The organism is Niallia circulans NBRC 13626 (genome assembly GCF_001591585.1).
Lineage (GTDB): Bacteria > Bacillota > Bacilli > Bacillales > Cytobacillaceae > Niallia > Niallia circulans.
The window spans coordinates 175018-188428 of sequence record NZ_BCVE01000007.1 but is presented as its reverse complement, the minus strand read 5'-3'; the positions used below and the strand labels follow the sequence as shown (position 1 = coordinate 188428).

9 protein-coding genes and 1 other annotated feature are annotated in these 13411 nt (G+C 34.6%); of the genes, 6 read left to right on the top strand and 3 right to left on the bottom strand.

Annotated features, from left to right (window positions below):
- Nucleotides 1-8 precede the first annotated feature (8 nt).
- Nucleotides 9-476 (top strand): YtxH domain-containing protein, encoded by a 468-nt coding sequence (locus BCI01S_RS11365; RefSeq protein ID WP_047944493.1) that lies wholly within the window; start codon nt 9-11, stop codon nt 474-476.
- Nucleotides 477-643: 167 nt separating this feature from the next.
- Nucleotides 644-976, top strand: coding sequence for a bacillithiol system redox-active protein YtxJ (gene ytxJ, locus BCI01S_RS11360; RefSeq protein WP_047944492.1), 333 nt, complete (start codon nt 644-646; stop codon nt 974-976).
- Nucleotides 977-1037: 61 nt separating this feature from the next.
- On the opposite strand, the gene pilM is transcribed toward ytxJ, so the two are convergent.
- Nucleotides 1038-3212 (bottom strand): cell division protein FtsA, encoded by a 2175-nt coding sequence (gene pilM, locus BCI01S_RS11355; RefSeq protein ID WP_047944491.1) that lies wholly within the window; start codon nt 3210-3212, stop codon nt 1038-1040.
- 272 nt (nt 3213-3484) lie between these two features.
- On the opposite strand from pilM, the gene BCI01S_RS11350 reads away from it, so the two are divergent.
- Complete coding sequence (locus tag BCI01S_RS11350) at nt 3485-4561, top strand: bifunctional 3-deoxy-7-phosphoheptulonate synthase/chorismate mutase (RefSeq protein WP_047944526.1); 1077 nt, start codon at nt 3485-3487, stop codon at nt 4559-4561.
- A gap of 358 nt (nt 4562-4919) precedes the next feature.
- Nucleotides 4920-5918 carry a catabolite control protein A gene (ccpA, locus tag BCI01S_RS11345; protein ID WP_047944490.1) on the top strand — a complete coding sequence of 333 codons (999 nt, stop codon included), beginning with the start codon at nt 4920-4922 and terminating at the stop codon, nt 5916-5918.
- Nucleotides 5919-6329: 411 nt separating this feature from the next.
- On the opposite strand, the gene BCI01S_RS11340 is transcribed toward ccpA, so the two are convergent.
- The gene (locus BCI01S_RS11340) at nt 6330-9308 is read right to left on the bottom strand and encodes a transglycosylase domain-containing protein (protein ID WP_061798755.1); all 2979 of its coding nucleotides are present in this window, start codon (nt 9306-9308) and stop codon (nt 6330-6332) included.
- Between the two features lie 147 nt (nt 9309-9455).
- Nucleotides 9456-9680 (top strand) — a binding site (T-box leader).
- Nucleotides 9681-9765: 85 nt separating this feature from the next.
- Between BCI01S_RS11340 and tyrS the strand changes: the two genes are divergently transcribed.
- Nucleotides 9766-11022 carry a tyrosine--tRNA ligase gene (gene tyrS, locus BCI01S_RS11335; protein WP_061798754.1) on the top strand — a complete coding sequence of 419 codons (1257 nt, stop codon included), beginning with the start codon at nt 9766-9768 and terminating at the stop codon, nt 11020-11022.
- 322 nt (nt 11023-11344) lie between these two features.
- Nucleotides 11345-12067: a hypothetical protein gene (locus BCI01S_RS11330; protein ID WP_141232337.1), complete on the top strand. Its 723-nt coding sequence runs from the start codon at nt 11345-11347 to the stop codon at nt 12065-12067.
- Nucleotides 12068-12134: 67 nt separating this feature from the next.
- On the opposite strand, the gene rpsD is transcribed toward BCI01S_RS11330, so the two are convergent.
- Complete coding sequence (rpsD, locus tag BCI01S_RS11325) at nt 12135-12737, bottom strand: 30S ribosomal protein S4 (protein WP_047941829.1); 603 nt, start codon at nt 12735-12737, stop codon at nt 12135-12137.
- Nucleotides 12738-13411 lie beyond the last annotated feature (674 nt).

Here is a 13411-nt window from a genome sequence, read left to right as displayed (position 1 = left end):
ATGTTACGATGAAGCGAGAACAAGAAATAATCCATGCAAATGAAAGCTCAAGTTCAAAGGATTTTCTATTAGGTGCTATAGTAGGTGGGGTTGTCGGTGCGGCAACTGCTTTATTTCTTGCACCAAAGCCTGGAAGAGAACTGCTTCATGATTTAAACGGACAAGCTGGCATGCTCAAGGAAAAAGGAATTGAGTTAACTGATACGGTAAAAGAAAAAGGATCAGAGTTTATTTCTATTGCTAAAGACAAAACAGGCAAAATTAGTAATACTGTTACTAAAACGTCTGCTGAAATTATGGATAAAGTAAAAAATACAAAAGGGCAAGAGAATATGTCAGCCCGTTTTGATGAGCTGAAAGAAGAAGCATCTGATTTAAGTTCAAGCTTAAAAAACGCTGAGTTTGATGAAATTCAGCAAAAGTTAGAAGAAACCAAACGTGCATTTGATGAAACAGAAAGTAAGTATAACCATTAATCATTATTTTGTATAAAAGTGAGATAAAGTATCCAGTCTATATACACATTGCTTTCTGCGTTCAATGAGAGCCAAGTCTTTTAGAACAATGCAAGAAGGAAACGGTATATAGACTGTTTTTTTATATGTTTATGATAAATAAATAGATAAAGGATGATTTTTTAAGAATGGAAAAAATAGAAACTATCGAAAAGTTCGAAGAGTTAGTTCAGAATAAAGATGCTTTTTGGCTGGTTAAACATAGTGTAACATGTCCAATTAGTGCAAGTGCTTTCGATGAATATAAGCAATATGAAGGGAAAAATAATGCTGTTGATACTTATTATTTAACTGTGCAAGATGCAAGAGATGTATCTAATTATATTGCTGAAAAATATGAAGTAAGACATGAATCACCACAAGCATTGCTTTTTGTTCATAATAATATTGTTTGGCATGCATCTCACGGGCAGATTACCGCAGCTTCTTTACAACAAGTTAGTGAAGAAAATAAGTTATAAACATTCGATAAAAAAGGAATTCAGAAGGAGTATATTCTGAATTCCTTTTTTATGTAAAATATTAATTATTTATAGAAGAGCTTTTCGTTTTAGCTGGCCAAACAATCGATAATTTATCCCCTTTTTCTATAGGGGTTAAGAATGTAGCTTGTTCACCATTACGCAATAGTTGAAAAGTTCCTCCGCCGCTTTGTGGCATATTGATATCAACAAATGCAAATAAGTCCTGAAATAAAAAGCCTTCAAATGGTTTCTGTTCTATACGAATATCATCCCCGCTGAATAAAAGATCTTCCATTTGGAGGATTTGTCCTCTTCTTTGTATTTGTGCTAGCTGCTTTGTAAGTGTAATCTTTTTGTCATTAAAATAAACTGGAAGCACTTGATACATTAAAATTTGTTTTCTTTCGGCTAATTCTTGAACAGTTGGTGTTTTTCTTTTTTCCAGGATAACTTCATCTTTGTGACTAAGCAATTGGTTTAATCGGCAAGGAAGTCCATTTTTTACAATCTTCCCAGAGAAAGCAGGAAGGATCGTCTCTTTACCGTTAATCAACAGATGGAAAGGTCTTAACTCCTCCATTAAATTCGTTAAATGAAGCGACTCAAGAGCTTCTTGAATAGTAGTGTCTGCTCGGTATTCAATAATATCTTTGTCAGCAATCGGATGTTCAGCAGAAACAGGGTTCCCATTGCAAAGAATTTTGGTATGAAGCGTGTAGCTTTTATTATTGATCTTTATTTCTTTGTCAGGTTCCGCATCTAGTAAGTCCTTTATTTGAACTTTGGCTTGTTCTCCATCTTTCCCACGATAAACCGTTAATGTTTCGCCATCTTCTACTGTATCTTCTAAAGAGCATGGGACATCTTTTCTAAAAATAGTGGGTCCCTCACCATGACTTCCGGGTATGGTAATTTTTTGATTATTGAGTGTAACAATCATTGCATTACCTGGCTTTCCGTATAATTGGTTCATTCGAATGCCAGAGGCTAAAATACAATCCCCGACGGTCAATTTATTTACTTCAAATAGTCTTACTGGCTGCTCATTTATATAAACCGTTTTATATTGGACTGGTGATTTTTCAGCAGCGATAGCAATTCCAACAGGTGTAACAAGCTCCGGCCCTAAATGGAAATTTTCCTCAAAGGTAAGATGAGTAATTGCATCAATGCCTCTGATGGCAACCCGGTTAGAAGGCAGATTAAGCATTTCTGCCATTTTTTGTTGTAAAGCTGGCGTTTGGCTTCCGCCACCAACAAGCATTACTGCTTTAGGCGATTTATGATTGTTTAGTAAAAGAATCTCCCGGCAAATCGTATCTGCTAATTTATCTAAAGCAGGTTCAATTTCCTTAATTACTTCTTCCTTATGCAATTCCGTTGTAAAGCCAAGAATATCAGAAATAGAAATCTGATCTTTTTGAGATAATTCTCTTTTGGCTTGTTCGGCTAATGGAAAGTCTAATAAATATGCATCGCTGATTGCTTCTGTTATTTCATCTCCAGCGACAGGTACCATCCCGTAGGCAATAACGGTCCCCGTATCGGTTATGGCTATATCTGATGTTCCTGCTCCAATGTCTACTAAAGCTACATTTAATCTTCTCATAGATGGAGGAATTAGGACATTAATGGCAGCAATTGGCTCTAACGTCAATGCCTGCATTTCTAAATTTGCTCGATGCAAGGCAGCGATTAATGATTCAACAACTACTTTAGGCAAAAAAGTTGCGATAATTTCTACCTTCGCTATTGATCCTTGCTGATCAATTAAGCTACCCATAGCTTGATCATCTAAAGAGTATTGAAGTACGGAATAGCCCACACAATAATAAAATTGGCTTTTATCTCGCTCGTTTTTTTCTGCGACAGAGCTTTGTGCCTGCTGTACAGCTGTTAACTCCATATGTAAAATATCTTCTTTTGTAATGAGCGGCTTTCTTTCTATATTCATTTCATAAGAAGCCCGTTCTGTTTTTAAGGCTCTTCCAGCAGCCGCGACACTCACTTTTTCTAAAGGTCCATGTTTGATTTCTAACTGATCTTTTATTTCTTTGATAATTTTGGAAACAGCTAACACATCATGTATTTGACCATCTAACATAGCTCTTTCTGTATGTTCGATGGATAATAAATCAGCTACATGATAACTTTCCTCTTTTTTTTCCAAGATAATTCCGACAACTGATCGAGTACCAATATCTAATGCAAATAGTTTTTCATGTTTTTGCATAGAAAACACCTTCTTTTTATTTAAAGATTGTTTATAAAAAAATAAAATAGATTATAGGAAACAATTATCTAACTTCTTAACAAAAATTAATGCTTTAACACTTAAAAGCGTTTAAGCATTAAATAAAATTAGTGACAATGGGATAAATATGATTTATAATTAACCCAATTAAGAGAAATGTAACATATTTTTGCATTTGTATAAAGAATCTAAGCAAATAGTGTAAAGGAAATTACATGGATTTGTGCTTTTAATGAAGGGATGAGATGATTGTGAGTAATAAGGAATTAGAAGAATTACGTAATCGAGTGGATGAATTAAATTTAGAAATTTTAGAAAAAATTAATGAGCGGGCAAGCCTTGTGCAAAAAATAGCCCAAACAAAAGTTACCCACGGTGCACATCGATATGATCCTGTTCGCGAGAGAAAAATGCTCGATCATATTTTAAATAAAAATGATGGACCATTTGATAATGGGACAATTTCACATTTGTTTAAGCAAATTTTCAAAATGGGCTTACAATTACAACAAGAAGATGACAGTAAAGCGTTATTAGTATCTCGTAAGAAAAAAGCAGAGGATACTATTGTTGATATAAAAGGAACAAAAATTGGTGACGGTACACCTAAATTTGTGTTTGGGCCATGCTCAGTAGAATCATATGAACAAGTTGCTCAAGTGGCAGCGTCCGTACAAGCTAAAGGGTTAAAGCTTCTTCGTGGTGGCGCGTTTAAGCCAAGAACATCTCCATATGATTTCCAAGGACTTGGTGTAGAAGGCTTGAAAATCTTAAAAAGAGTGGCAGATGAATACGATTTAGCAGTAATTAGTGAAATTGTTAGTACGGAACACATTGAAACGGCGTTAGATTATATTGATGTTATTCAAATTGGTGCTCGTAATATGCAGAACTTTGAGCTGTTAAAAGCTGCAGGAAGTGTAAAAAAACCGATTCTATTAAAACGTGGTTTAGCGGCAACCATTGAAGAATTTATCAATGCTGCAGAATATATAATGTCACAAGGAAACGATCAGATTATCCTCTGTGAACGTGGTATTCGTACGTATGAACGGGCAACAAGAAACACATTAGATATTTCTGCTGTTCCAATTTTAAAACAAGAAACACATCTTCCTGTCTTTGTTGATGTAACACATTCAACTGGAAGAAAGGATTTATTATTACCTTGTGCGAAAGCAGCTTTAGCAATTGGGGCAGATGGAGTAATGGCAGAAGTTCATCCAGATCCTGCTGTCGCATTATCTGATTCAGCACAGCAAATGGATATTGAGCAATTCGATGAATTTTACCGTGCGTTACAAGCTACACCATATGTAAATGCATAAAAATATGATAAATGCCTCGTAAGTGTTTAGAAACACTTACGAGTTTTTTTATAGAAATACTTTTTTTAATAAGAATTTGATAGTATGACAAATTCATTTATATTTTTCATCATTTTATGGTAAACTGAATGGAAGAATGTTTAATAAAAAAATTTTTTTGCTAAAAAAGCGAAAAAAAGTCGTTTTTTTTGAAAAAAAATGAAAGCTTGTCATTGCGGGTTTTCCTGCTATATCGTATCATTAGTACATAATTAGACAAGATTAGCTAAATTGGGAATCTTTTATGATTAAGAAAGTAGCTTCTTGCCATAAAATAATAGAAAGAAATAGTTCGACTAAAAGGAGTGCAAAAATCACAATGAATATCACAATATATGATGTCGCAAGAGAAGCTAGTGTTTCTATGGCAACCGTTTCCCGTGTTGTTAATGGAAATCCAAACGTTAAGCCAACAACAAGAAAAAAGGTATTAGAAGTTATTGATCGATTAGGATATCGTCCAAATGCTGTAGCAAGAGGGCTAGCAAGTAAGAAAACCACTACAGTTGGAGTAATTATCCCTGATATCTCAAGCACATTCTTTGCGGAATTAGCAAGAGGAATTGAGGATATTGCTACAATGTATAAATATAATATTATTTTAAGTAACTCTGATCAAAATAAAGATAAAGAGCTGCACTTATTAAATACCATGTTAGGCAAACAAGTGGATGGTATTGTATTTATGGGTGGCAATATAACTGAGGAACATGTTACTGAATTTGAAAAGTCTCCTGTACCAATTGTGCTTGCGGCTAGTATCGAAGAAAGCAAAAAGATTTCTTCTGTTAACATTGATTATGCGCAAGCTACGTATGATGTAGTAACTAGCTTTGTTGAAAAGGGCCATAAGTCTATTGGAATTGTCCTTGGATCCTTAGAAGAACCAATCAACAAAAATGAGAAATTAGGCGGTTATAAAAAGGCATTAGAAGCAGCTGGAATCGAATTTAATGAGTCTTTAGTTGTTGAAGGAGATTATAGCTATGAATCTGGTATGGAAGCTTTCGATAAATTAATCGAAGGTGATAATAAACCAACGGCAATCTTTGTTGGCTCAGATGAAATGGCGCTAGGTGTCATTCATGGAGCAGAAGACAAAGGCTATAAAGTTCCTGAGGATTTTGAAATTGTTACCTCTGATAATACAAAATTAACATTAATGGTTCGCCCGCAACTAACAACTGTTGTACAACCATTGTATGATATCGGTGCTGTGGCTATGAGATTGCTTACTAAATATATGAATAAAGAAACAGTAGAAGATCATATTGTTACACTTCCACACCGTATAGAATCTCGAAAATCTACAAAATAAGTTCAGATACGGAAAAGACCAAAACTGGATTGTACATCCAGTTTTGGTCTTTTTTGTTGAAGAAAAAAAAGGAAACGAGGAAAGTGGCTGGAATAAAATATTTAATGGATAAAGAATTTAGTGGCGAAACCAAGTCATTCTATTACAGACACTCGATGCGCCGGGGAACAAGCTTTAGCGTGTGGAGGCTAAAGCTTGTTCTGGCTTCCCGCAGGAACTAACGAAGCAAGGAGGCTTAGCGCTCATCTTATGGATAGCGAAATGTATTTTAGTCTGCGGGGTATTACCACAAACCTTCTTTCTTAAAATAAATAAAAACCTCAAACAATTATACAAATACTTTTTAGTGTGTACGTATAATTGTTTGAGGTTATATTTGATTGAAATACTTATGTTCTAACCTTATTGGAGTTAATTATTTTCTGTCTTTTTATCAGGCTTTTCTGTTTGTTCTTTATTGTTTTGCTGGTTATTTTCTGTTGGCTTGTCGTCTTTGGGTTTGTCATTATTTGGCTTGTTCGCTGTTTGCTCTTTAGTGCTCGTCTTTTTTTCTTGATTTTCCTGTTTAGATTGATCCTTTTGTTTTTCTTGATTTTCCTGTTTCGTTTGATCTTTTTGTTTTTCTTGATTTTCCTGCTCAGTTTGATCCTTTTGTTTTTCTTGCGAATTGCCAATTACCACTTCATTTGATGCCTTTGATTCTTTACCAGCAATATCAACTGCTTTAACGATATATTTTCCATTACCACCTTTAAAGCTTAACGTATTTGCTGTTTTTAAACTCTTTACTTTTTTGCCATTTTTATAGACCCGGTAACCAATTACATCTTTTTCGCTATGCTTGCTCCATGTAATAGTGTCACCTTTAAGATTGATTTTTAGTGGACTAGGAGTCTTCCCATTCTCTTCAATTTTATTGCTTGGAATGATAAGATTTTTAAGCTTTTGATTGTTCTCGCTCAGAATACTTGGATCGCTGATACGAATACCAAATAGCTTTTCGATATAGTCTGGATTTAGCATTAATCCTGGTTCAGCGAATTCACTTGGAGTAGAATCTAAAGCCATGTATTTCTTATCACCGATTTTTACATATTTACCTGCAACTAAACTGTCGTCCCTCTTAGATGGAACCGTTCCTGACTTGAATAAATCAGTTGTCACTAATCCGGCTTTTGAGCACCCTTCAGAAGGCAGTAGTCCAGAAATAGAACATACAGATTGTCTTACGATTCCACCAGGCATCTTGAAGCTTTTGGACGGGGCTACAAGATCAGGTGCAACGTCATATGCAGCATTTAGTAAATCTGCCCACAAGTAGTTATTACGTTTACTGTATGATAAACCAGATGTTTCTAAAGATTTTGGTGTATCATAACCTGTCCAAACTCCAAAAGTTACATTTGGATTTGTCGCAACTAACCAAGAATCTGTAAAGTTTTGGGCTGTTCCGGTCTTACCTGCCCAGTCAGAATTAAATTTTAGGCGGCTGTTTACGGCAGCGGCTGTTCCGCGATTCATCACATCTCTCATCATGTCTAATGTTAAGTATGCGGTTTGTGGGCTAAATACATCGACAGGTTTTACATCATGCTGATAAATAACATTGCCATCTTTATCTTCAATCTTGTCAATCATATAAGCATCGATAAATTTCCCACTATTAGCAAAGGTAGAAAAGGCATTGGTATTTTCTTCAACAGTAATACCATCCTCCAGTCCGCCGATAGCAGTAGCCCTGTTTGAAGCGTCAGCAGGAGTTAATGACGAAACGCCCATTTTTTCTAAGAATTTAATTGGTTTCTGTGGCAATATATCAATATATGCTTTTACTGCTGGAACATTGTATGATTGCTGTAGTGCATATCTTGCTGTTACTAAACCATGAAATCGCGAGTCATAGTTGTTTGGCCAAATACTCCCTGGTTTACTAGGATTTAATCTTAATGGAACGTCTGGTAAAACACTTCCAGGAGATAATGTTCCCAGTTCAATTGCTGGACCATAAACTAAAAGTGGTTTCATTGTGGAACCATTTGGTCTGACACTGCGTGTGGCATGATTTGTTGCTTCTCGATTATAATCACGCCCTCCAACAAAGCTTATGATAGCCCCCGTTTTGTTTTCAATTAGAATGGCTCCAGTTTCTACAGGTTCCATAATAGTAACTTTTTCTTTTGTTTCTGGATCAATCACTTGTTGTTTTTTATCTGGTCCAAAAAGAGAGAAGTTTTTGACTGTCTTTTGTTGAATATCATAGATTTTCTTATTAATAGTACTATGAATTTTGTATCCATTTTGGTGGATTTGACGGTCAGCAAGTGTAGTATATTGTTCTGCTAATACATCGTCTTCTTGTAAGTCTTCTTTTGTATATCCATCTTCTTTTGCTAACAATTCGGCAATAATTTCTATGCTTCTTTGTTGGATTTCAATCATTACCGCCGGATAATCTTCAATTGGATTTTTTTGCGGTCCGATAAAATCCTTTGTTATGTCGTACTTCATGGCAGTATCATATTCTTGTTTAGAGATTTTCTTTTGGTCATACATTCGGTTTAAAACTGTTTTCATGCGATTTAAACCTGGTTCTAAATTCTTTTTTAATTTTCCTTCTTGCGTAAAAGGAGTGTAACCAAATGGACTTTGTGGAAGCCCTGCGATAAATGCAGCTTGAGGCAAAGTTAAATCCTTTGCATCTACACCAAATATACCATTTGCTGCAGACTGTACACCTGCAATGTTTCTGCCAGATGAATTTCTTCCTAAGGTTGAAACATTTAAGTAAGCTTCCAATATTTCATCCTTCTCAAAGAATTTCTCTAGCCTCAGTGCTAGGAGAATTTCTTTTGCTTTTCGTTCAAAAGAGACTTCGTTAGTTAAAATTTGATTCTTTATTAACTGTTGTGTTAACGTACTTCCACCAGATTGCGTTGAAGAGTTAGCTACTTCTTGAAATAATGCACGGAAGATTGCTTTTGGAACTACTCCGTTATGAGTGTAGAAATTTTCATCTTCAGTAGCAATAACAGCATCTTTTAAATAGGGAGAAACATCTTTAATTTTTACTTCTTCCCTCTCAAGGTCTGTAGGCACTTTTCCTAAATACTCATTGTTAGCAAAGAATAGCTCTGAAGTTTCTTCGTAATTATAAATATCTTTCTGCATAGTTGTGTAAGGACGGATTGGCTCATCCTTAACAAGTGATGCAAAGTATCCTGCACCAATTCCGAGCCCAAATGCACCCCCTACCACAGTAATGATGATAAAGAGCAAAGTCACATTCCATGTTACTTCATAAGTTAAACGGGCTCCTTTCAGTGTTCGTTTATTGGTGAAGAAGTTTTTAAAATGGTTTAAAGCATTTTTCCACTTCGGCCTTTCGTTCATGGTATCATTCCCCCTAAAATCACATACATTATAGCATAAAGGAGAGGGGAATATAGACAGAGTTCGATATTTTTCCTGTTTCTTCGAATAATTGTTTGACATTAACAGCTTTTATGTGATAAAAATAAACTAACTATATATTGATTCGTTATTGCTTTGAAGGGAAGAAGTAGTTCTTTTATCACTATAAACAGAGAGCCATTGGTCGGTGCAAAATGGCATAAATAAAAGAATGAATTACCTCCTGGAGCTTTCACTGGGAAAGTTATTTTAAATTAGTAGCAGTGAACGGCGTGGACCGTTATTCTAATGAAGTGGAGAATCTATTTTCTCAAGTTATGGGTGGTACCGCGCTGATTTGGCGTCCCTGCATATTAGATGCAGGGACTTTTTGTGTTATTTAATCAATAACGAAAAATAGGACAAGGATATTTTACTTTAAAATGGAGGAATATACATGAATTTACTAGAAGATCTTCAATGGAGAGGTATTATTTACCAACAGACAGATGAAGCAGGCTTGAAAGAACAATTAGAAAAAGAAATGACTAGTTTATACTGTGGAGTAGACCCTACTGCTGATAGCATGCATATTGGACATCTATTACCGTTTTTAACGTTAAGACGTTTTCAAAACGCAGGACATCGTCCTATTGTATTAGTAGGTGGCGCAACAGGTTTAATTGGGGATCCGAGTGGAAAAAGCGAAGAAAGAAAGCTGCAAACATTAGATGTTATTGGCTATAATGTGAAATGCTTGCAAGGACAATTGGAAAGAATCTTTGATTTTGAGGGAACAAATGCTGCAATTATGGTCAATAACTATGATTGGGCAGGGAAAATGGATATTGTTACATTCTTACGTGATTATGGAAAACACATTGGAATAAATTATATGTTAGCAAAAGATACCATTGCTAATCGTTTAGAAACAGGAATTTCCTTTACTGAATTCACGTATACAATTTTACAAGCATTAGACTTTTTACATTTATATGAACATCATGATTGTAAATTGCAAATTGGCGGAAGCGACCAATGGGGAAATATTACCACAGGATTAGAATTAATTAGAAAGAACATGTCAGAAGGGGCTAAGGCGTTTGGTTTAACCATTCCGCTTGTGACAAAGGCAGATGGTACTAAGTTTGGTAAAACGGAAAGTGGTGCTATTTGGTTAGATCCTGAAAAAACCACTCCTTATGAATTTTATCAATTTTGGATTAACACAGCAGATGCTGATGTGATTAAGTATCTAAAATTCTTTACTTTCCTTTCTAAAGAGGAAATTGAGGAATTAGAAAAATCTGTGCAAGAAGAGGCTCATCTCCGCAAAGCACAAAAAACATTAGCGGAAGAGATGACGAAATTAATTCATGGAGAAGCTGCACTAGAACAGGCACAAAAAATAACGGCAGCGCTTTTTAGTGGAGACATAAAAAATTTAACGGCAGAAGAAATCAAACAAGGCTTTAAAGATGTGCCAACATATGAACATACAGAAGGAGAAGCTCTGCTTGTTGATATACTAGTGGCTGCTGGTATTGTATCCTCAAAAAGACAAGCGCGCGAAGATATAACAAATGGTGCTGTCTATATTAATGGAGAGCGCAAACAGGAACTAGATTATGCACTTACTGAAGAAGATCGAATTGAAGGACAGTTTACCGTGATTCGACGAGGCAAGAAAAAATATTATTTAATTAAGTTTTAATGGCAACCATCCTAAAAGGTAACTTTTAGGATGGTTTTTTGGAAAAGAAATAATGGTGTTTAATGAAATGAGGAATTATTTTTCATTATCCTGCATTTTTAATGGCAACATTTTGTTACAATATATTGTCTAAAATGTGAAAAAGATATATTTTTTTCCATTTCTAATCTGTTTATCCAATAAATTGTTTTATACTTAAAATAAACAATTGTTGAAGGAGGGAGAAACGGGAAGATGTAATAGACTTACTTTTCCTGTGTAATCGATGAAACTAAACAGTGAAGTCTTAAATGTACCGTCTCCTTTTTTAGAGTATGTTGTAATGCGAATGTTTATGATGAAGTATTATGAAAAGGATCATTATTCCATCGCTTTTCAATACCCTTTAAGTCGTTTTGAGAGCAGCTATGTGATTCCGGAATTTCAAATGCTTTTTGATAAAGTGAAGTGGAAAAATAATGTTGTTACTTTAATTAATTTACGCCAGGATATATATGAACAAATCCTCATGCAAGTGAATCAATGTGATAGTCGGTCATCCTATATGGCGATAATAGATTATTTAAATCAACAAACAAAAGTAGAAGATCGAATGGACTGCTTTCCGACAATTCTAACAGGAGATCTTGTTTCCCCCGAATGGAGTGTGGATTTCCAAAAAGACGGTATAATAGAACTATTTAAGAATCAAGAGATATTAGGTGATAAAATAAGTCTTACTAGCAGGGAAGAAAAGAAGAAGGAAAAATGGGGATTTCAGCAAATAATAAACCAGGTTGTCCATGAATATTGGCTTGTATATCAACAAAAAAGAGAAAAGACTGTTATTCAAATTAGCCTGCCGAATATTAAATATTCAAGGGATATAGAAATGAGAATAAAAGATTTATTCTTTCCTTTTTTTCACCAAGTGCAAGTAGCGACATTTTTTTATGAAGAGGGATTATATATAAACAATATTTTAGTGAAAAGACCAAAATTGAAAGAGAAGACTAATTGGGGAGAACTACTTTTTCCTTTGGGAGGAAAAAACAATTGTGACTAGAAAAAGAAATATATCATAAAAAAGCCCTGTTTCCAAAAGGAAAAAGGGACTTTTTTTAGCAATTCTATTAACGAGAGTAGAACTCAACGATAAGAGCTTCGTTAATTTCAGCTGGTAATTCAGAACGTTCTGGTAAACGAGTGAATGTACCTTCTAATTTATCTGCATCAAAAGTTAAGAAATCAGGTACGAAGTTATTTACTTCTACTGCTTCTTTAACAACTTCAAGGTTGCGAGATTTTTCACGTAAAGTGATAGTTTGACCAGCCTTAACGCGGTATGATGGGATATCAAGACGTTTGCCATCTACTAAGATATGACCATGGTTAACTAATTGACGTGCTTGACGACGAGTACGAGCTAAACCTAAACGGTAAACAACGTTATCTAGGCGAGTTTCTAATAAGATCATGAAGTTTTCACCATGCTTACCAGCCATTTTACCTGCGATATCAAAAAGATTACGGAACTGACGTTCGTTCACACCATACATGTGACGAAGTTTTTGTTTTTCTTGTAATTGTAAACCGTATTCTGATAATTTTTTACGTTGGTTTGGACCGTGTTGTCCTGGAGCGTAAGGGCGTTTATCTAACTCCTTACCTGTTCCACTTAAAGAAATACCAAGACGACGAGAAAGTTTCCAGCTTGGACCTGTATAACGAGCCATAATTGACTCCTCCTTCATGTTTTTATTTGGTAAAATAAAAACAGATGTAACATTTCTTTTTGATTATTTTGTCTTCCTGTACCTTCGCCCTAGCAGCCAAGGGTTACCCAATACACCATCAAATTAATATTTGAGGAACAAAATAAGACAAAAAGTGTTTACATATGCTGCGCTATTTTACACAAAGAATATTATATGTTTTTTATAGGTGAAAAGTCAAGTAGTATTTGCTGATAGGTTACTATCAGGAAAAATTTTAGAATATCACTTATATTTTTTTCTACCTATTTATTGCCAATATGATATAATTAGTATAATTTAACTAGATTTATACATTTAGGTGATATTTCCCAGAAATCACTTGTTCATATACATATTTTCATGAAAAGCCTATTGTGTTGTAATGCTTTGAAGGCTTTTATGAGTAATATTCCTCCTGTTTGAATAGGTATATATTATAAGTAATTAGAACTGTTTTTGTTTTTAGCATTATTAGTTTACGTCCTCAAAGAAATTATTTCCCTGTTTTTAATTATGTGGTTTGTTTCTCAGAAATTTGTTTACGATTGCATTCCAAAACTATATTTATTATTGAATAACTAAAATGGATGGAATTTATTTACGACGAGATGGAATATATTGGTTTATTTTGTCTAGCTAAAAATAGGAATAAA